This window comes from Brevibacillus choshinensis (genome assembly GCF_016811915.1).
Taxonomy (GTDB): Bacteria; Bacillota; Bacilli; order Brevibacillales; family Brevibacillaceae; genus Brevibacillus; species Brevibacillus choshinensis_A.
In genome coordinates this window covers 1,486,404-1,507,047 of sequence record NZ_CP069127.1, presented here as the reverse complement: position 1 = coordinate 1,507,047, position 20,644 = coordinate 1,486,404, and the positions used below count along the sequence as shown (strand labels likewise).

Annotated in this window: 21 protein-coding genes; 3 read left to right on the top strand and 18 right to left on the bottom strand. The window is 55.0% G+C overall.

Annotation, left to right across the window (positions count from 1 at the left end; translation table 11 throughout):
• The first annotated feature begins 127 nt into the window (after positions 1-127).
• Positions 128-544, top strand: coding sequence for a VOC family protein (locus tag JNE38_RS07875; RefSeq protein ID WP_275296689.1), 417 nt, complete (start codon positions 128-130; stop codon positions 542-544).
• A 79-nt stretch (positions 545-623) separates the two neighbouring features.
• Here the strand turns inward: JNE38_RS07875 and JNE38_RS07870 are convergent, their stop codons facing one another.
• The 17 genes from JNE38_RS07870 to JNE38_RS07790 form a co-directional block, all read right to left on the bottom strand.
• A complete protein-coding gene (locus JNE38_RS07870; RefSeq protein ID WP_203356042.1) occupies positions 624-1,523 on the bottom strand; it encodes a hydroxymethylglutaryl-CoA lyase in 900 nt (299 codons plus the stop codon).
• Positions 1,524-1,528: 5 nt separating this feature from the next.
• A complete protein-coding gene (locus JNE38_RS07865; protein WP_203356041.1) occupies positions 1,529-2,884 on the bottom strand; it encodes a tripartite tricarboxylate transporter permease in 1,356 nt (451 codons plus the stop codon).
• Positions 2,885-2,886: 2 nt separating this feature from the next.
• Positions 2,887-3,327 carry a hypothetical protein gene (locus JNE38_RS07860; protein ID WP_203356040.1) on the bottom strand — a complete coding sequence of 147 codons (441 nt, stop codon included), beginning with the start codon at positions 3,325-3,327 and terminating at the stop codon, positions 2,887-2,889.
• Positions 3,317-4,597, bottom strand: coding sequence for a hydroxymethylglutaryl-CoA reductase, degradative (locus JNE38_RS07855; RefSeq protein ID WP_203356039.1), 1,281 nt, complete (start codon positions 4,595-4,597; stop codon positions 3,317-3,319). The genes JNE38_RS07860 and JNE38_RS07855 overlap by 11 nt, the downstream gene beginning before the upstream one ends.
• Before the next feature lie 326 nt (positions 4,598-4,923).
• Positions 4,924-5,592, bottom strand: coding sequence for a GntR family transcriptional regulator (locus tag JNE38_RS07850; protein ID WP_203356038.1), 669 nt, complete (start codon positions 5,590-5,592; stop codon positions 4,924-4,926).
• A gap of 93 nt (positions 5,593-5,685) precedes the next feature.
• Positions 5,686-6,228 carry a Fe-S-containing hydro-lyase gene (locus JNE38_RS07845; protein WP_203356037.1) on the bottom strand — a complete coding sequence of 181 codons (543 nt, stop codon included), beginning with the start codon at positions 6,226-6,228 and terminating at the stop codon, positions 5,686-5,688.
• Positions 6,229-6,237: 9 nt separating this feature from the next.
• Entirely contained in the window at positions 6,238-7,080 is an 843-nt protein-coding gene (locus JNE38_RS07840) for a fumarate hydratase (RefSeq protein WP_203356036.1), read from the bottom strand.
• A 5-nt stretch (positions 7,081-7,085) separates the two neighbouring features.
• Positions 7,086-7,838, bottom strand: coding sequence for a succinate dehydrogenase iron-sulfur subunit (sdhB, locus tag JNE38_RS07835; RefSeq protein WP_203356035.1), 753 nt, complete (start codon positions 7,836-7,838; stop codon positions 7,086-7,088).
• A complete protein-coding gene (gene sdhA / locus JNE38_RS07830; RefSeq protein WP_203356034.1) occupies positions 7,835-9,622 on the bottom strand; it encodes a succinate dehydrogenase flavoprotein subunit in 1,788 nt (595 codons plus the stop codon). The genes sdhB and sdhA overlap by 4 nt, the downstream gene beginning before the upstream one ends.
• Positions 9,623-9,646: 24 nt before the next feature.
• Positions 9,647-10,249: a succinate dehydrogenase/fumarate reductase transmembrane subunit gene (locus JNE38_RS07825; protein WP_203356033.1), complete on the bottom strand. Its 603-nt coding sequence runs from the start codon at positions 10,247-10,249 to the stop codon at positions 9,647-9,649.
• On the bottom strand, positions 10,246-11,604 hold the full coding sequence (locus tag JNE38_RS07820) for an MmgE/PrpD family protein (protein WP_203356032.1): 1,359 nt from the start codon (positions 11,602-11,604) through the stop codon (positions 10,246-10,248). The genes JNE38_RS07825 and JNE38_RS07820 overlap by 4 nt, the downstream gene beginning before the upstream one ends.
• Complete coding sequence (locus JNE38_RS07815) at positions 11,591-12,478, bottom strand: HpcH/HpaI aldolase/citrate lyase family protein (RefSeq protein ID WP_203356031.1); 888 nt, start codon at positions 12,476-12,478, stop codon at positions 11,591-11,593. Before JNE38_RS07815 ends, JNE38_RS07820 begins: the two co-directional genes overlap by 14 nt.
• Complete coding sequence (locus JNE38_RS07810; RefSeq protein ID WP_203356030.1) at positions 12,479-13,657, bottom strand: CaiB/BaiF CoA transferase family protein; 1,179 nt, start codon at positions 13,655-13,657, stop codon at positions 12,479-12,481.
• A gap of 90 nt (positions 13,658-13,747) precedes the next feature.
• On the bottom strand, positions 13,748-15,190 hold the full coding sequence (locus JNE38_RS07805) for an aldehyde dehydrogenase family protein (protein WP_203356029.1): 1,443 nt from the start codon (positions 15,188-15,190) through the stop codon (positions 13,748-13,750).
• Between the two features lie 32 nt (positions 15,191-15,222).
• Entirely contained in the window at positions 15,223-16,311 is a 1,089-nt protein-coding gene (locus JNE38_RS07800) for a zinc-binding dehydrogenase (protein ID WP_203356028.1), read from the bottom strand.
• Between the two features lie 27 nt (positions 16,312-16,338).
• Positions 16,339-17,172: an AhlS family quorum-quenching N-acyl homoserine lactonase gene (gene ahlS, locus JNE38_RS07795; RefSeq protein WP_238933587.1), complete on the bottom strand. Its 834-nt coding sequence runs from the start codon at positions 17,170-17,172 to the stop codon at positions 16,339-16,341.
• Between the two features lie 286 nt (positions 17,173-17,458).
• On the bottom strand, positions 17,459-18,034 hold the full coding sequence (locus JNE38_RS07790) for a helix-turn-helix domain-containing protein (protein WP_238933586.1): 576 nt from the start codon (positions 18,032-18,034) through the stop codon (positions 17,459-17,461).
• A gap of 508 nt (positions 18,035-18,542) precedes the next feature.
• Between JNE38_RS07790 and JNE38_RS07785 the strand changes: the two genes are divergently transcribed.
• On the top strand, positions 18,543-19,469 hold the full coding sequence (locus JNE38_RS07785; protein WP_203356027.1) for an NAD(P)/FAD-dependent oxidoreductase: 927 nt from the start codon (positions 18,543-18,545) through the stop codon (positions 19,467-19,469).
• Between the two features lie 215 nt (positions 19,470-19,684).
• Positions 19,685-20,191 carry a DinB family protein gene (locus tag JNE38_RS07780; protein ID WP_203356026.1) on the top strand — a complete coding sequence of 169 codons (507 nt, stop codon included), beginning with the start codon at positions 19,685-19,687 and terminating at the stop codon, positions 20,189-20,191.
• A gap of 24 nt (positions 20,192-20,215) precedes the next feature.
• On the opposite strand, the gene JNE38_RS07775 is transcribed toward JNE38_RS07780, so the two are convergent.
• Positions 20,216-20,575: a hypothetical protein gene (locus tag JNE38_RS07775; RefSeq protein WP_203356025.1), complete on the bottom strand. Its 360-nt coding sequence runs from the start codon at positions 20,573-20,575 to the stop codon at positions 20,216-20,218.
• Positions 20,576-20,644 lie beyond the last annotated feature (69 nt).

Below are 20,644 nucleotides of genomic sequence, written 5' to 3'. Positions count from 1 at the left end.
CAAAGCCCAAACCGCATCCATTTTTAGCAATCGATAAGAAACCTGTTCCTCCCATTTATGGTTTACTAGACTCATGAGAGAAATGAACCCTGTTCCAACAGGAAATCTATGACAGAGGTGATCCCGCTTGGCAACGAACAACATTTTCGTCAATCTTCCGGTCAAGGATCTGAATCGCACCATGGAATTCTTCTCCAAGGTGGGGTTCGAGTTCAACCCGCAATTTACCAACGAGCAGGCTGCATGCTTGGTCATCAGCGAAAATATTTACGCCATGCTGCTCACGGAGGAATTCTTCCAATCCTTCATCCAGAGCACCAAGAAGGAAATCGCAGACGCGACAAAACATACCGAAGTGATCGTGGCACTGTCCGCTGAAAGCCGCGAGGAAGTAAATGTGCTGGTCAACCGCGCGCTGGAAGCAGGCGCTACTCATTACAATGAGCCTGTCGATCATGGCTTTATGTACAGCTGGAGCTTCCAGGATCCAGACGGCCATCTGTGGGAAATCGTGTACATGGACCAAAACCACATTCAACAATAGTCGCTTCACCTAAATCAAAAACAGCACAGCAGCCGTTTCGGATCAGATTCTCCGTACGGCCGCTGTGCTGTTTATTTGGTTACGCTTGGCACGCCTGCATGCTGTGGCTCATCAGCGGACGCCCCATCTTTTCCTGAATGAAGAGAGCTGCGGTTTGCAACTTTTCCCCATCGATTCCGGTCTCCATGCCCAGTCCATGCAGCATGTACAGCAAATCGTCCGTGGCGATGTTTCCCGATGCACCGGGAGCGTACGGGCAGCCGCCCAGTCCGCCGAGCGAGCTGTCAAAGGTCGTCATCCCCATCTCCAAGGAAACGAGTACATTCGCCATCGCCATGCCGCGGGTATCGTGGAAGTGCATCGCCAATTTGTCCGCTGGGAAGCGCTTCAGCAATACTTCCAGCACTTCCTGCACCTGGCGTGGCTGAGCCACTCCGATGGTATCTCCGAGAGACACCTCGCTCACTCCCATCTCCAGAAGCGCATCCGTGACACGGATGACATCCTCGATGGCAACTGCCCCTTCATACGGGCAGCCAAACACAGTAGAGACGTATCCGCGAACAGACTTGCCTGCCGCTAGCGCATCCCGCGTGGTTTCCGCCAAGATGGGAAACGTCTCTTCTCGGCTTTTGTTGATATTTTTCACATTGTGCGTCTCACTGGCTGACAGAAAGACCGACACTTCGTCGATCCGTGCTGACAGCGCCCGCTCCAGTCCTTTGGCATTCGGAACGAGGGCGGCATAGGTGACACCCGGCACTCGCTCGATGCCTGCCGCTACCTCTACGGCGTCCGCCAAAGCCGGAATCCATTTGGGATGAACGAATGAAGTCACCTCCAGATAAGACAGCCCGGTATGCGACATCTGATTGATCCAGGCAATCTTGTCTGCCGTCGGGACGAACACGGATTCGTTTTGCAAGCCGTCACGTGGACCAACTTCTTTGATGGTGATCTTTTTCGGATCGAATTTCATTTGCATCAAACTCCAAGCAGTTTTGACATCATGTAAGTGGAGCCGTAGAAGATCATGAATTGTACGCCGGAGCTCACTCCCAGTACGCGGTTCATCAGTCCTCCCACCGCTGCCATGGTCAGGGTAAGGATGACGCCGACGAGCTGCGCCTCATGGAAGGCGAGCAAGCAAGCCAGACCGATGAACATTCCGACAATCGCTTCCTGACTGATGTTTTTCATGACAAAGACTGTCGCCTTGCGCGCGTAATTCATGGCAAATGGATACGCGATGAGAGCTGCGATGACCAGGCCGATCAGGCCGTAGAGGAAAAACTCCCATGGTGTCATCATATTATGCAGGTTGTTGACAGGATCGCTCGTAAATACGGGCGGTGCGTTAAACAAAGGTGATGCAGGACCAAGCGCCACCGGGCTGAGCGGAATGCCGAATGCCAAAAGAGGGATGATCGCTTCGGCAATGTAGGTGGATTCCGTCACCCCGTTCATGGAGGCCAGACTGGAGGTGGACTTCTTGTACACGCCTTTGTTGCGGGAGCCCACGATTTCCCCCATCAGGGACGTCATCCCCACCGGACTGAAGGCAAAGGTCAGGGATGAAACAAAGGATGTAGCCGCTGTATAAGCGGTTTGTCTGCCCGTCAGTACACGGAACGGATTCGGGAAAAAGCCCTTCCATCCTTTCGTCTCCGGTGCGAGGTGGTATTCCTTGGCGCTCTGGCGGATCATGCCTTTACGCGCAGTCGGGGACAGGGAAAACAAGATGTCCGAGAGCATCGGTCCGATCGCGATGCCCAGGAAGAAGCTCGTGCTAAGGTGCTTTTCCACGACACTGAAGCTGAATGTATCGATACTCTTAATAAAGAAAGCAAACGGGATGATCATCAGGACGCTTACCCATTTCCCTTTGGAGAAGTATGCGATCAAGATGGCAGCCAAGGTGAAGATCAGCCCGGATGAGGATTTGAAAAAGTCTGCGAATTGCCCCAGAAACTGACCGAACAAAACCGCAGTCGGCAGTGCGATGAAAGCGCCGATCAGACCGCCGGACAGCATTTTGCGCAGGGCCACGTGAGGCACGCCCAATCTGCGCAGAGCCGACGCGTGGTCGATCAAAGGCACTGCCGTCGTATCGCCGGGAATCCCCATGAGTGCGGTCGGGATCGCATGCGTGAGATGCTTGGCCAATACGGCTGCCATGAAGAACGAAAAGACAGCTTCCGGCGGTGCGCCGAGCAAAATGACAAGCAAGGTGAACGGGACCATGATAGCGGTTTCATCAGTACCCGAGACTAAGCCGATCAAGGAAAAAATGATGGCACCCGCGAGTGCGAGTAAAATGGATATCATCAGTACGCTCATGCTTACGCTCGCCCCCCGCTACGCTTGAATGTTTCCAAAATCCCCAGTTCTTCCATCTCTTTTTTCGTCACAGGATCGTCTTTGATCAGATCATACTCGGCGCCCGGATCTACCTGCATGCTGAGCAGAACCTCCTCCAGCCCTTCGGTGGACGTTTCTTCTTCCGTCAGAATCCGGCTCGGTTTAAACAGGTTTGCACAGATGATCAAGCCGATCACACTGCCTGCGATACCGAGCAGCAGCGAATACGATCCGACCATTTTGGCCTCCGCGATCTTGGGGAAAATGCTTTTCCCCAAGAAGTAGCCGCCGATGCTGAGACATATGCTGATCACAATCGCAGAGAGGATTCGTACAGGTACGACCGTATCGCCCAAAATTTCAATGTACTCTCTCTGAGCAGCCGTCGCTTGTTGTTCTTTCTTCACCATTTCAGTTTCCATTGGCAACCCCCTCCTGCAATTGTTTGGTCAGCTCCAGAATGCGGTCATAGCGCACGTCCTTTTCCAGGATCGCTTGCGCTACGATCTGGTCGATCTGGTCGTCACGGGCACCTGCCATCATCGCGAGGTTGCGTGCATGCAGAGCCATATGACCTCTTTGAATGCCCTCTGCGGCGAGCGCGCGCATGGCAGCCAGGTTTTGCGCCAGCCCGACAGCTGCGATTGCTCCTGCCAGATCCTCCGCATTGGTAATCCCCATCACTTTCAAGCCGAGACGAGCAGTCGGATGGGATTTGGTGGCTCCCCCGACGATCCCTACCGCCATCGGCACTTCAATGGTTCCCACCAGATTGCCTTCCCGATTCAGCTCCCAGCGAGTGAGCGAGCGATAGCGGCCGGATACAGACGCATAAGCGTGCGCCCCTGCCTCTACGGCGCGTGTGTCATTGCCTGTCGCGAGCACGACGGCGGAGATCCCGTTCATGATCCCTTTGTTGTGCGTGGTCGCGCGGTAAGGATCGCACTCGGCAAACTCGTAGGCGCGGATGATGTTGTCCACTACCTCCTTGCCTCCCAGCTCTTCGGTGGAGAATACCGCACGTGCACGGATCAGGCGACGATCTGCCAGGTTGGAGATGATGCGCAGCACCACGCGGCCGGATGTAATCTCTTCAATGTAAGGAGCCACTGCCTCTGCCATCGTGTTGACGGCATTCGCCCCCATCGCATCGCGGGTATCCACGAGCAGATGCAGCACGACCATCGGCTGCTTGGCCCGTTCGATCACGTGCACTTCGACGTCAATCGCGCCGCCGCCCAGCGAAACAAGTGTCGGATCTTTTGCATTACAGCGATCCAGAATCTCTTGTTTGTTTTCATAGATTCGGGCCATTGCACCGTACGGGTCAGTCAGGTCCACCACTTGAATCTGTCCTCGCATGATCGATCCGCTGAGAGAGGTGTGGAAGCCTCCCAGATCGTAAGCGGTGCGAGCGGCGTTGCTCGCTGCAGCCACGACAGAGGCCTCTTCGGTCGCCATCGGAATGAATCGATCGACCCCGTTGATTTTGAAATTGGTCGCGATCCCAAGCGGAATCGACATGATGCCGACTACATTTTCAATCATGGCATTTGCCGTGCGCAATGGAAAAGCGATGACGCCTGACAAGATTTGCTTTTCTTCACTCGTAAGTTGACACTCCTGTGCCACTTTCTCAAGTCTTTCCTCAGGGGATAGTTTGTAAAATCCCGATACCCTGCTGGTAGTCATCTCGCATTCTCCTACTCTACGTTGAATGTTAGCGGGATTGTGCCCGCTGCTTCCGAACTCACCATAAATTGAACCGCTTTCATTTCTTGCAAAAACGTTTTCAAAAGAACCCATCTCTGCGATGTTCTCCCGGCTGCATCTAAACTGACGCAGCGTTCACCTCGCACTATTGTTTCCTTTTATTCAACATTGTTGAATGACCATATACTACACCTTTTTCACCCGTCTGTAAATGGGGAGCTTTCAAAATTGTTCGATAGATTCCACCTATAAAAACAGGCATAATACCATACCCGATAAAAGCTGGGCGGTACTATGCCTGTTTGCTATTCCAGCGTATCTTGCAAGCTTTTGACCAGATTTTCACCCGTGCGCCTGATGTGCCCGTGAACCAGTCTCCCCGCTTCCGCTGCATTTCCGTTTTTGATCGCCTGCAAAATGTCCCGATGCTCTTTGTTTGATTTTTCAGTCTGGTCGTTGAGCATCTGTGGCGTCTGCTGAGGAAAGCCATTCCACAGCGTTTCGATGAAGCTCACGAGACGCTTCCACGTACAGCGGCTGATGAGCAGTCGGTGAAATTCAATGTTGCTTTCGATGAATTCGGTCGAGTCACTGGATTTCTCCATCGCCACCACCAGCTCTTCCAGCTGATCGATGTCAGCCTGGGACATGTGCGCCGCGCTCATCTCTACCGCCATCTTTTCAAATTGTGCGCGAAGTCCGTAGATTTCCTGAATATCCTCCACCGACAACGATTTGACGATGGCGCCGCGGTGCGGCTCGATGATGACCAGGCCCTCCGTTTCCAGCTTGCGGAGCGCTTCTCGCACCGGCATGCGGCTGACCCCCAAGGAGCTGGCCAGCTCTTCTTGAACGAGTCGCTCTCCCGGCTGGAAATGCCCCCGCAAAATCGCTTCCCGAAGCACGCGGCACACCTTGATATGCAGCGTATCCAGTTCATGGCTTTCCAACCGCAATTCAAATTTTCTGCTCATCTATGGCTCGCCCTTTCACTTTCACTCTCACTTGTCATCCAGATGTTAGGATTAGGATAGGGTATCTGGCTTCCTTTGTCTAGTGATTCAGGATCAAAGGGATTGCGATTGCTGATACAGATCGCCGCCACAGATGTCGTTGATGACGATGACGGGAAAGCGTTCCACCTCCAAGCGGTAGATGGCTTCCGGACCAAGGTCATGGAATGCGACGACTTCTGCCGAACGAATGGTCTTGGCCAGCAAAGCGCCTGCTCCTCCAATCGCTGCAAAATAGACGGCCCGGGACTGGACGATTCCCTCCTTGACCGACTGGCTGCGGCTCCCCTTCCCGATCATCCCCTTTAGCCCCAGGGATAGCAAGACAGGGGTATACGGGTCCATGCGGCTGCTCGTCGTCGGACCTGCCGAGCCGATGATCTGCCCCGGCTTGGCAGGTGTAGGGCCGACGTAATAAATGGTCTGCCCCGCGATGTCCACTGGCAGCGTACCGCCGGCCTGCACCATTTCGACCATCCGCTCGTGAGCGGCATCCCGGGCCGTGTACATCCACCCGGTGAGCTCCACCCTGTCTCCCGCCCGCAGCTCGTTGATTTGTTCCTGAATGAGCGGCATTGCGAGTTGCTTGACTGACATCGGCTCCTCCTACAAAGTGACGTGCTTGTGGCGGCTTGCATGGCAATTGATATTGACCGCTACCGGAAGTCCCGCGATATGGGTAGCGTAGAGCTCCACGTGGACGTCCAATGCCGTCGTGCGGCCGCCCATTCCTTGTGGTCCCAAACCGAGCTGATTGATTTTCGCAAGGAGTGCCAGCTCCAGCTCTGCCGCATCCGGCCGCTGATTTCGCTCTCCCACCGGGCGAAACAGCGCTCGCTTTGCCAGATAGGCAGAATGCTCAAAGTTCCCCCCCAGCCCGACGCCCACGACGACAGGCGGACAAGCGTTGGGTCCTGCCAGCCTCACCGTCTCGACGACGAAATCCTCGACTGCATCGATCCCGTCAGAGGGCTTCATCATTTGCAGCCTGCTCATGTTTTCACTGCCGAAGCCCTTGGCCGTCATGTGGATGGTGCAGGTATCTCCGGAGACGAGCTCCACATGCACAATGCCCGGCGTATTGTCCCCCGTATTTTTGCGCTGGATGGGATCCTGGACGATGGAGGCGCGCAAGTATCCCTCTCCGTAGCCTCTGCGAATTCCTTCGTTGATCGCGTCGTACAGGCTGCCCCCGACAATATGGCAGTCCTGCCCCAGCTCGACCAGAAAGACAGCCATCCCGGTGTCTTGGCACATCGGGACCCTCTCGGCTGCGGCGATCTCGGCATTTTGCAGCAGCTGCGACAGCACTTCGTCCGCAACTGCAGACTTTTCCTGACTTTTCGCCTCCTGCATGGCTCGCACGACATCAGATCCAAGCTCTACATTCGCGTCAATACAGAGCCGCTTTACCGCTTCGACGATTGTGTCATAGGTCACTTCCCGCATCCGTGTCACCCTTTCAATAGCTTGCGCAGCATGTAGCGGTTCGCATCTCGATTCAGCTCGGCCAATGCCGTCGTCAAAGGAATTTCCTTTGGACAGACCTGCACGCAGTTTTGCGAATTTCCGCAGTTCGCGATGCCTTCTTTGCTGACCACAGCCTCGAGGCGCTCCTTGGCCATCATTTTGCCGATCGGATGGCTGTTGAAATACTTCGCTTGCGCCATCGCTTGCGGCCCCAAATAAGGGGAGTGGTCATTGACATTCGGACATGCCTCCAGACAGCAGCCGCACGTCATGCATGTGGCATATTTGTACGCCTCCTGCTGCTCATCCGGTGCGATCCGCGGTCCCGGTCCCAGTGGATAGGTACCGTCGATGGCGATCCACCCTTTGATTTTTTGCAGGCCTTCGAACATGATTTGACGATTGACGATCAAATCCTTCTCGACGGGAAAGGTGCTCATCGGCTCGAGAACTATTGGCTGCTCCAAACGATCGATCAGGGCCGAGCAGGCTTGCCGCACCTTGCCGTTGATCCGCATGCTGCAGGCTCCGCACACCTCCTCCAGGCAGTTGTATTCCCAGAACACCGATCGCACCCGCACGCCATCTGCCCGGACAGGGTTGCGCTGGATTTCCATGAGGACCGAGATGACGTTCATGTTTTTGCGGTAGGGGACGTCGAATTCTTCCCAATAAGGCGCTTGATCCGCTGAATCCTGACGCTTGACCTTGATCCGAATCTGCCGCGCCTGTGTCATTTGGCCACCCCCTGTTGCTCCTTGGCGCCAGCTTCTGCTTCTTTCACGACGTCATACCTTCGCGCACGCGGCTGAATATGAGAGAGGTCCACGTCCTTGTAGTGAAAGACCGGTCCTTCCGGCGTATGCGACGCAATGGTCGTCTTCAGCCACTCGCCGTCATTTCGCTCTGAAAATTCCGGCTTGTAATGGGCGCCTCGACTCTCGTTGCGGTTCCGCGCACCGAGTGTGATGACCCGCGCCAGCTGCAGCATGTTGTGCAATTGACGGGTAAAAGCCGCCGATTTGTTTTGGTAGCGCGACAGGTCATCGACGCCGATCCGCTTCCAGCGCTCCTGCAGCTCCTGCAGCTTTTCATCCGTTTTGTCCAATCGGTCGTTATCGCGTACCACGGTCACATTCTCTACCATCCAGTCGCTCATCTCGACATGAAGCTGGTACGGATTTTCCGGTCCGTCCATCCGGGTGAGTGCCGCGAACGCGTCCTCCTGCCTGTTTTGCTCCGCCTCGAAAAGCTGTGAGGAAACGTCAGCCGCAGAGGTGGAAAGGCCCGAAATATAGCGCAGCGCTGCCGGTCCCGCCACCATCCCCCCGTACACCGCAGATACCAGGGAATTGGCTCCCAGCCGGTTGGCGCCGTGGTACTGATGATCGCACTCTCCGCAAGCGAACACACCTTTTATATTGGTCATCTGGTTGTAGTCGACAGCCAGCCCGCCCATGGAGTAGTGCATCGCGGGGAAAATGTGCATCGGGACCTTGCGCGGATCGTCCCCCACAAATTTTTCGTAGATGTCCAGAATGCCCCCCAGCTTTTCATCCAGCTGCTTGGCTGGGAGATGGGAGATGTCGAGGTAGACCATGTTCTCTCCGTTGATCCCGAGCTTCAAGTCGACGCAGACGTGAAAAATCTCACGGGTCGCGATGTCGCGCGGCACTAGGTTCCCGTAGGCAGGGTATTTCTCCTCGAGGAAGTACCACGGCTTTCCGTCCCGGTACACCCACAATCGTCCTCCTTCCCCTCGCGCGGACTCCGACATCAGCCGCAGCTTGTCATCTCCGGGGATCGCGGTCGGATGAATCTGGATAAACTCCGGATTGGCGTAATGGACACCTTGCTGGTAGGCGATGCTGTGCGCGCTCCCTGTGTTAATGACCGAATTGGTGCTTTTGCGGAAGATATATCCGATCCCGCCCGCAGCCAAAATCACCGCGTCTGCCCGAAACGCGCGAACTTCCATCGACTTCAGATCCTGCGCCACGATCCCCCGGCAGCGAGGCTCCTCATCCAAAATGAGGGAGAGGAATTCCCAGTACTCCCATTTTTCGATCAGGCCTTGTGCTTCGTAGCGTCTGACCTGCTCATCCAAGGCGTACAGCAGCTGCTGACCCGTCGTCGCCCCGGCAAACGCCGTCCGCGAATATTTGGCACCGCCAAGCCTGCGAAAGTCAATCTGTCCTTCTACGGTCCGGTTAAACTGCACCCCCATCCGGTCAAACAGGTAAATGATCTCCGGAGCAGCCTCGCACATGGCTTTGACCGGAGGCTGATCAGCCAGAAAATCCCCGCCGTAGATCGTGTCGTCAAAATGCTCCCAGGTAGAGTCGCCCTCTCCTTTTGTGTTGACGGCGCCATTGATTCCCCCTTGGGCACAGACGGAATGGGACCTGCGCACGGGTACGAGTGAGAACAGCTTGACAGTTCCTCCTTTCTCCGCAATCTGGATGGCAGCCATCAGCCCGGCCAAGCCCCCGCCAACCACGATGACGTTTTGCTTTTTCATCTCTCACACCTCCTTTTCGTAACGCTAGACAAACGCAGCGAGACTCGCGACCCCAACGGCGCTAAGCAGGAAAAACAAGACCAGCATGATGCGACCAGACAACCGCTGGCCGCGCGGACCAGATGTAATCCCCCATGTGATGAGTCCCGACCACAAGCCGTTGGTAAAATGAAAGGTCGTCGAGAGAATGCCCACCACGTAGCCTGCGAAAATCCACGGATTCATCAAGTGCGCGGACACGGCATCAAAGTGGATGTCCATCCCGAAGATGGCGCTTTTCAAACGAAAGCTCCAGACGTGGTAAACCACGAACAGCAGCGTCACGATCCCGCTCACCCGCTGAAGTACAAAGCGCCAATTGCTCGCATATCCATAGGAGCCTGTATTTGCCTCAGACAAAATCGCCAGATAGATGCCGTAGCCTGCATGATACAGCACCGGGATGAGGATAAAGAGGATCTCGATCACCCACAGCCACGGAATGCCCTGAAGCGTCGCCACTTGCCTGTCATACGCGGAGGCACCCAGCAGAGCGACGGCATTGGAGTAAAAGTGCTCGATGAGGAACGCACCTAATGGCACGATTCCTGCCAGGGAGTGCAGCCTGGAGAGGAGAAAATGGTTCACGCTCTTCCTCTCCCTTTCATCTGGGCAAAGAACATCGCCACATCCGGCACGTGCTCCAGCTCATCGATCATCTGCAAATAATGCTCGATCGTGTCCTTTGGCTGATCCAAAGCCAATGTCCGAAATTTCTGAACGATTTGTCCATGCGTCACCGGATTTTCCGGATCTCCCTTTGGATATTCCGCATGCTGACAAATGGTTGTTCCATCCGCCAGATCAAGCTCTGCTGCCGCCTCCCATTTCCGCGGGTACCGCGCATCAATGTCGGGATCGACACAGACTTCCACACGCCGCATCACTTCCCGAATGACGGGATCATAGAGAGCCTCCTCGGTAAAATCATGCAAGCCTGCACTGCCTTTTACCAGCGCGAGGGCGACGCAATACTGCAGACTAAACTTGGCGGCATACACACTCCCCGGATCGGGATTGTCTGTGATCGTCAGAGCAACCTGGTAGGTGCGGACGCGTACCCTCTCTACTTTCTGCCATGAAACGCCATGCTCCGCCATCATCGCAACGATCAAATCAATCGCGTGATGGGTATGCCGGCACGAGGCGTGGATTTTAAAAGAGTTCTCCATGATCTTGTGCGTCGTGCCCAATCCCTGTGTCATCTGCTCCGGATCCACTTCCTGCGACATGGCGCGGACGAATCCGCGCTTTCCCTCCAGGATCCGGCTGGCTCCGGTAAAGCCCTTCTCAGCCAAAAGTGCTGCCAAAATGCCGTTCATTGCGGCTTTCCCCGGATGAAGCTGCTTGGACATGGCACCATCCTCGATGAACTCCCAGAGTCCTGCCGCCTGTGTCCCCGCGCTTCCCAGGGTATGGACGATTTGCTCCTCTCGTTGTCCAAGCAGCTTGCTCGCAGCGACAGCCGCACCGAACGTTCCGCAGGTGGCCGTGTTGTGCCAGAAATAATAGTGAGAAGGAGATACAGCCTCCCCAATGCGATAGCAGACCTCGTATCCCGCCACGATCGCCTCGATCAGCTCCCGACCGCTCTTTTGCTTCCATTCCGCCACCGCCAGGGCAGCCGGTATGACGACTGTCCCGGCATGGATGATGGAGGCTTTGTGGATATCATCCAGCTCGACGATATGGCTGGACGCTCCATTGACCAGGGCAGCATGGGTCACCGATGACCTGCCCCCGGTCACGAGGGTCGCCTGCTCCGATCCCCCCAGCTCCTGTGCCACCTGGGCCAGCATGTGAATGGGAGCCTTGCTGGAACCTGCCAATGCCGATCCCAGCCAATCTAGAATGCAGATCTTCGCAAATGCCACCACTTCCTGCGGGAGTTCCGCATACGTCAGCCTTGTTACGTACTGGGCGAACTCTTTACTTACGCTCATCGCTCTTCTCCTTGCTTTGGATTAGACGAGAGACTTCCTCCAGGACCCTTTTTGCCCGCTCATAGACAGGCGTATCGACCATTTTCCCACGGACTTGAATGCTGCCGATCCCCGCGGAGAGCGCCTCCTGAAAGGCTGACACAATCTGCTCGGCTTCCAGCACTTCCTCGCTGCTGGGTGCAAACACTTCGCGCACCGGACCGATCTGGCACGGGTGAATGAGCAGCTTACCTCGAAAGCCCAGCTGCTTGGCTCGCTGTGTCTCTCGGATCAAACCAGCCGTGTCGCGTATATTCGGAAAAACGGCATCAATCGGAGCCTCGATGCCTGCCGCTCGGGAGACGACGACAAGCTGTGATCGCGCGTAGAGCAGCTCCCCTCCATCGGGAGTCAGCTGCGCCTGAATATCGAGTGCAAAATCAATCGAGCCGAACATCAGACGCTTGATCCGCTTGCTCGCTCTGGCGATTTCGTAAGCCTGATACAAGCCGCGAGCCGTCTCGATCAAAGGGACGATTTCGACGGGGGAGGTATGCTGTTGCCCAGCGAGTATCGCGTCAAGCCTCGCGATTGCTTTGGGGTCTTCTGCTTTCGGGAGGACAATCCCGCCAAGTCCGATCCCCCAGGTGCTTCTGATATCTTCTTCAAAATAAGGGGTGTCCATGGCGTTGACGCGGACGTAACGGGCTGGCGAGCCTGCTGCTCGCCCTGCCTGCAGCACCTCATGCACGAGCTGTCTGGCGATGTCCTTTTCCCCAAAGGCCACTGCATCCTCCAGATCGTAAATGACGGCATCGGCCTGCAATCGATCCACCTTTTCCAGCTTGTTTCGATCCGAGCCCGGGACGAACATCCATGTGCGGGCCTGCCTCATTCACACCACACCTGCCTCTCGCCATTTGCGGATCGTTCCCTCGTCAAATCCGCACTCCATCAGGATTTTTTCGTTGTGCTCGCCCAGCTGCGGGATCGGTCCCAAATGAGGCTCCATGCCTTGCATCGTCACAGGGGGAAGAAGCGTCTGCACAGGTCCCACCGGAGTCTCTACCTGCCGCCAGCGATTGCGTGCCCGAAGCTGCGGATGATCCCAAAAATCCTGAACCGTATTGAGCCGCGCATTGGCGATCTTGGCTCGTTCCAGTCGCTCGATGACCTCCTCTGCCGTCAAACGCGAAAACACCTCATCAATGACGCCTTGCAGCACATCGCGATTGTCCAACCGCTCCGAATTGGTAACGAACCGGGGATCGTCCACTCGCTCTGGCTGCTCGATCACCAGCTTGCAGAACATCTCCCACTCCCGCTCGTTTTGAATGGCGAGAAATACGGTCTTTTCATTCCCTGTACGAAACGGCCCGTACGGATAGATCGTCGCGTGGCTCGCTCCGTTTCGTTTCGGTTCATTTCCGCTGTAGTTTGTATAATAAAGTGGAAACCCCATCCATTCCCCCAATGCTTCGAGCATGGAGATTTCCAGCACGCTTCCTTTGCCGGTTTTGCTGCGCGCGATCAATGCCGTCAAAATCCCCGAATAGGCATACATCCCCGCGGCGATATCCGCTACAGAGATGCCGACCTTGGAGGGGACCTCTTCTGATCCAGTCACGGAGACGAGACCTGCCTCGCACTGGACGAGCAAATCGTACGCCTTCTTTTCCCGATACGGCCCGTTCTCCCCGTAGCCCGAAATGCTGCAAATGATGAGGTGCGGGTACACTTCCTTCAATACGTCGGTACCAAAGCCGAGACGATCAATGGCCCCGGGTCCAAAATTTTGGATAAACACATCCGCCCGGGAGAGCAGCCGGTCGAGAATGCCTTTCGCTTCGGGGGCTTTGACATTCAATGTGAGAGACTCCTTGGAGTGATTGCACCAAACAAAGTGGCTCGACATGCCGTGGACCGTCTTGTCGTAATGGCGGGCAAAGTCACCGACATGCGGCCTTTCAATTTTGATAACTCTCGCTCCCAGCTCCGCTAATTGGCGGGTCGCAAACGGCGCGGCTACAGCCTGCTCCAGTGCAACGACCGTGATCCCATCCAATGGGCGCATCCCTATCCCCTCTATCTGTCAGGATTTTGTATTTTGGATCCAATCATATGACGATCAAACCCCCCGTCTTCCAACGAGGGGCCGACTCGTTTATCCATTTACTTTGACAGCCACGTTTTTTACCTGCGTGTAGTATTTCAGAGCTTCGAGACCTTTTTCACGGCCAAACCCGCTTTTTCGGTAGCCGCCAAAGGTCATCTCGACGCCACCGCCCGCGCCGTAGTTGTTGATAAAAACCTGGCCAGATTTGACCCGACCCGCCAGCCAGTGGGCCTTGTTGATGTCCGACGTCCAAACGCCTGTGACCAATCCGTATTCCGTCCCATTGGCGATGGCCAGTGCCTCTTCCTTGGTGCGGAACGGCAGCACCACCAGCACAGGTCCGAAAATCTCCTCCTGCGCCAATCTGCCATCCGGCGTGACCCCATCGATGACAGTCGGCTGGAAAAAGAAGCCGTCCCCTGCTTCTGTATGACGCTGGCCGCCTGTGCGAATCACGGCGCCATCTTCTTTCGCCACCTGCATGTAAGACTCGATTCGCGAAAGCTGCTTCTCCGAGATGATCGGGCCTACTTCGGCATTTTCCAGCCCGGGGCCGATCCGCAGGGCAGACATGAGGGCGACGACTTTCGCTACGAACGTTTCGCGGACAGATTCCTCCACCAGCAGTCTGGAGCCAGCCGAGCAAGTCTGGCCTGCATTTTGCGTAATGGAGCGAACGACCCAGTGAGCGGCGTCATCCAGATCAGCGTCGGCAAACACGATATTCGGAGACTTGCCGCCCAGCTCCAGCGTCACTGGCTTGATCTGCTGCGCAGCCGTTTTCATGATCGTCATCCCCGTCACGACCGAGCCCGTGAACGTGATGTGATCGATATCGGGGTGGGCTGCCAGTGCCGCGCCTGCTTCGGCACCGTAGCCGGTTACCATATTGACCACGCCAGCGGGAAAACCTGCCTTTTCACACAGATCGGCGATGCGCAGGGCAGTGAGCGGCGTGTCCTCCGCCGGCTTCATGACCACGGTATTGCCTGCAGCGACTGCCGGTGCCAGACTGCGGACCGCAATCTGAATCGGATAGTTCCACGGCACGATATGAGCGGTGACGCCGAGCGGCTCGCGGATCGTGTAATTCAAAATGTCTGAGCGTATGGGGATCGTCTCCCCCAAAATCTTGTCGGCTGCGCCTGCATAATACTCGCAATAGCGTGCAGCGACTTCCACATCCGCCAATGCTTGCGCCAGCGGCTTGCCCGTATCCAATGTCTCCAGGTGGGCCAGCTCGTCTTTTTGCTCGCGGATGAGCTGACATAGACGAAGCAGCATCCTTCCTCTTTCGGCTGGCAAAATTTCGCGCCATTCACTCGATTCGAACGTCGCTCGCGCCGCTTTGACGGCTCGGTCCACATCGTCCTGGTTTCCCCGCGGAAACGTCGCCAATGCTTCCTTCGTCGCCGGATTGATCGTCGTAATCACGTCACCGGAGGAGCTGTCTGTCCAGCCTCCGCCGATATACATCTGCAGTCGATTCATTTGCTTCCTCGTCCCCTCCCTGCTTTTCTCTGTTATCTGTTTGCCACGATTGTGGCGCGGGTAATTTCTCTCGCCGCAGACTTGTCGAGGGCGATATTGACATCCTCGAGGTCGAATTCCGCATCCAGCAGCTCGTCAAACGGATACTTCTCGATGTTTTTGGAAATGAAGTGCAAGGCGCGGTTGAGATACCAAGGCTCGTAACGCATGTAGGAGTAGATGGTCAAGGCTTTGCGCGTCATCAGCCCTGGGTCAAACGACGTCATTTGTCCAGGAGAAATGTTGCCGATGCTGATGTACTTTCCGCCGTAACGGAGCAGATTGACCCCTTCATTCAGGGCGGCCGGTACTCCCGTGAGCTCCATGCAGACGTCGGCACCCTTTCCGCCGGTCAGCTCCTGCACGGCTTTTACCCGTTTTTCCACCGTGTCGTACTCGCTCATGTGGATCAAGTGGTCGGCCCCGAATTGTCTCGACTTTTCCAGGCGGCTGGTCACACCGTCGATGCAGATGACAGTCGCTCCGTACTCTTTGGCCACTGCACTCGCATTCAGCCCGAGCCCGCCTGCCCCTTGGATGACGACGGTGTCTCCGCAGCGCACGCCTGTCTTGTCGATTCCAAAATACACCTGTGACAGTGCGCAGTTGGCACTCGCTGCTGCGGCATCCGGCACATTGTCCGGGACCTTGTAGAAATACTGATCCGGCGGCAGATAGTAGTGCGTGCCGAAGGTTCCATGAAAGTGCGGCGCTTCTTCAGGGTCTTTTACCCAATGCTTGTAAGCGTTTTCGCAAAGGTGCATTTGACCCTGCTGGCAAGGCGCACACTTGCGGCAAGTGATGAAATAGGCGGCAGCTACGCGATCCCCGATCTGTACGGGATTGCCTGCATAGTCCGTCGTCACGCCTTCTCCGAGCGCGGCGATCTCCCCGACCATCTCGTGACCCATCACGCCGGATTTTTTCGTGGGGTGGTGCCCCTGCCAAATATGCAGCTCAGAACCGCAGACATTCGTCCTGACTACTTTGACCAAAACCGCACCAGGCCCTGGCTCTGGCAGACCGTATTCGGCAAACGACAGCTTGCCTGGTTCACTCATGACAGCTACTTTCCCTTTCATCGCCCCGTCCTCCGATCTCGAATCAAATTATTCGTAGAATCCTTCCGTCGACTTGATGAACTTCTGGAACTGCTCATTGTCGTGTCCGAACCAGACCTGCGATTTCGTCCTTTCGGCATACGCCTTGATCCGCTCGACCGTGCTGGTGAACCCGACAGAGTCGTAAATGATGCCCGGTATTTTGATCGGTGGACCGTAGTTTTCGGCAGAGTAAACCGCATCCGAAGCCAGGATGATTCCGCCCGTCCCCGGCAGCTCGACGTGCAGGCCCAGCATGCCCCATGCGTGACCCGCTCCGAAATTGAGAATCTTGACGCCGTCTACGAGCTGGACTTCCTCGTCCTTGGGTCGAATCGTCTTCCAGTTCAAGCCGTTTTTCACCCAGGCATCGATGTCCGCCCATACATAGGCGCCCATATCTTTGTTGATGGCATACGTCTTCATGGTGTTGGATAATTCATTCTCATGCACGATGATCGTCGCGTTCGTAAACATCTCCAGGCAGCCTGCATGGTCGAGATGCAGATGGGAGGCGACGACGTATTTGATATCCTCAGGTCGCACGCGCAATTGGGCCAGGCGGTTGATCAGGTAGCACTCTTCCGACATCGCCAGCGGAAACAGCTGCTGCACCCCTTTTGGCCAACGCCCTTTTTCACCCATGCCTTCCGGGTTGCAGCCTGTATCAAAGAGGATCTTTCCATCCGGATGGTCAATCAAGACAGCATAGACAGGAAATTCAACAAACTCTGCAGGAGGATTGGGGTTGAGCACAGATGCCGGATTGTGCATGGCTACCATAAAGCCTTTGTCCATTTGCATTCTGCCAGTGTCAAGAACAAACAGTTTTGGTTTTGACAAGACCGTTCAACTCCTCAAAATAGATAGATTCCCTTCCCTTTTCTGAAGAAAATGCCTAGCTATCCTGAATCACCACCTCCATACAGACAGCTGATGTACGCGATAAAAGATCCATTCGTGCGCATATATTGAATCCTGTATATTGGATCCAATTATCACCTGACTCCATCGTATTTTGAATAAACTGAATTGTCAAGCTAGTTTCATTCTATTCTTGGGGCAAGAAAAAAAGCACAGCCTCGTCTGCTGCACTTTTCGTGAAACGGATGCTATTGCTATGTTCTCCTCACGCAGAAGGCTGAATGAACACGCTCAGCACCTTCGCTTCCTCATTGCCGTACGGGAGGAAGATGTGCGGCTTGCTTCCCGCAAAATAAGCGGTATCCCCTTCCTCGAGCACATGCTTCTCCCCATCGTAAAACAAAACGATCGTCCCGCTCACGATGTAGATGAACTCTTCCTCGGGATGCGTGAATGGCTCTGTCGCCGGCATGTCCACGGGTACTGTCACGAGGACTGGCTCGATCTTGCTGAATCGGGACCGGTTTGCGAGCGTCTCGTACAAGTAGCCCATTTCCTTGCTCCCCAGCTTGGAGGTACGCTGCCTGTGCGGAGATAACACAAGGTGGTCATCGCGATCCTCTTCCAAAAACCAGGCTAACGGTGTTTTCAAATGATCGGCTATTTTTGACAAAGTCGCCACGGCTGAAGCGGTTTGTCCGTTTTCAATTTTCGATAGGAGGCTCTTGGTGAATCCGCATCTGTCCGCCAGCTCCTGCTGAGTGAAGCCCTGGCTCAGCCGAGCTTTGCGTATGCGTTTCCCTATTTTGGATAGATCGATGACAAACATCCCCTTCTTCACTTGTTCCTCCTATGATTATAGCGACTTCTGAATAGCCGATCAACAAAGTTGAATATCGTTCAATCTAGCTAATGAGGGTGATGGAGCTGATGGGTGCATTGCTGCGGACAGCCTTTGGGCTTTTGCTTGGGCTTTTGCTTACAGAGAGCCTTCAGACAGGCTTGCTTGTTCACCACCTGCGCATTCCCCCTCGTTGCGATTTAGGGTGGGAAAGACTATCGCTTCTTCGTTATCCATAGCATATTGCCGATGCCTCTCAATTGCTTGCCTTCTCCCCTACGGCATTGGTGGATTTCCTCCCCTGCAAAAAGAAAGCTTGCAAAACACAAAGAGAATCACTATCATGGATATCAAAGGTCTATAATAGCCACAAAATGAATCGAAATCGCTTCAGCCCATCCATTCAAACGACGCTGAACGAATGAGATTCCTTTGTGCGTAAAAGAAAGACCTGCTATTTTCGCCTTTTATTATAGATATTAGGAGTCTAGAAAGGTGGTTTTCAGGCGTGGAAACGTCCATTGATGTGGGAATTATCGGAGGCGGCCCTGCCGGGTTGAGTGCAGCTCTGTTACTGGGGAGAGCGAAAAGAAGCGTGGTGGTCATCGATGCTGAGCAGCCGCGCAATCGGGTCACACGCGAGTCGCATGGGTTCCTGACCAGGGACGGCATCGCACCTGGCGAGCTTCGCCGAATTGCTAGGGAACAGATCGGCGCTTATCCATCGGTTGCATTTGTGGAGGACACGGCCGTCTCGGTCACGGGTGCCGATGGAGAATTTACCATCACGACCGCGCAGGGTGGCCTTTATCGATGCAAAAAGCTCTTGTTTGCAGTAGGCATGAAGGACCTGCCTCTGGAGATTGACGGTCTAGCCGATGTGTATGGAAAAAGTGCCTTCGTCTGCCCCTATTGCGACGGATGGGAACTTCGCGACCAACCCCTCGTGCTGATCGCAAAAGGTCCGCGAGCATTGCACATGGCACAAACAATTTCGGGCTGGTCTCGCCACTTTACCATCTGCACCAACGGGCCGGATGAATGGTCGGACGAGGAACGCGAAGAGCTGAGATTGCATGACGTTCCCGTGTTTTCATCACCGATCCAGCAGATCGTATCTGTCGATGGCATGGTGCAGCACGTCTTGCTGGAGGACGGCACCTCCATCCCGTGCCGTGGGATCTTCTTTGTCCCTTTGCTCGTCGCGGGATCCGAACTGCCGAAAAGCTTAGGCTGCCAAACGACGGATTCCGGCACGATCATCGTCGATCCTTCCGGCAAAACGAACGTACCGGGGGTCTTTGGCGCAGGTGACTCTGCGACGGATAAATACCAGGTGGTCATGGCCGCATCCCTGGGTTCCATGGCCGCGGCAGCCATCAACGGCGAGCTGCTTGCCGAGGACTGGAATCGAGGGGAGCCTTTGCTCCCATAGGCACGGCTGGTGCGTTTTAACGATGGAGTGGAATAACCGAAAAGCAGCCACGGATCAGATGCCGGGCTGCTTTTTCGTGGTGTCCGCCCTATCGAAGATCTCGCGGATCATCTGGGCAGCTGGTCAGAAAAAAAAATATCCCCTGACAGCATTTGTCAGGGAAGACCTTTTACAATGAAGACATCACAAGCACCCAATGATTGGAGGAACCAAAAATGGCAAATTATCCGGTAACGATGTACGATTTTCACGTCTGGGCCAATCAAACGATGATCAACCGACTGAAAGAATTGCCGAGGGAAGTCTACACCCAAGAAATCACGAGCGTCTTTCCCACCGTATCCAAAGCGCTTGCTCACATCTATCTGGTCGACTCTGCGTGGCTCAGCATCCTCTCAGGCGTGGAGATGAGAGATGCCTTGAGTGCCACTTTTGAACGGACGGCTCAGGCGGAAGCACTCGGCCTCGAGGAACTGGAGGCCCTTTACCAAGAGGTGTCTTCAGGCATTCAGGCATTCATTCGTGAGCACGCGGATCTAGAGCAGACCATCGTTCTCGATAACCCATACACAAGTGTCCGCGACACGAGCTACGGTGAAATCCTCCTGCAGATCGTCAACCACGGCACTTATCATCGCGGCAACATCACTGCGATGCTCCGCCAGATGGGCCACGCATCCACGATGACGGAATACGCCCTGTACTGGTATGCCAAAGAGTAGCGAATATCGTCATGGGAGGGAGCATCAGATCTTCTGGCCGGCTCCTTCCCCCTCCTCGGCATCCCTATCGAATACCCCTTCCAGCGTGATCCCTTTCCCTTTTTGGAGGATGAACATCAAGGGAAAGTAAGAAATGAGACTGAACACGAGAGCGTAGAAACTGGAAAGCAGCGGTGTAAAGACCAGGATCATTAGGGCTGCAGGAACCCCTGTGAGGACGATGCTTCCGATGCTGGCTGTTGCAGTCAGATTCAAGATGGCTACTCCGAATTGGAAGACGGCCATCAGCAAGCCAAACGCGAAGCCTGCCGCTGCGCACAATTTCATGTAGGATGAAATTTTGACATACTTCAGCGTCAAGCGATCGTAGTTTTGTTTTTCCACTCCCGATATCCTCCCCTGTTTGATATCCAAAATTTTACACCCCGTTCCTCTTTGCGGCTACCAGAAAAA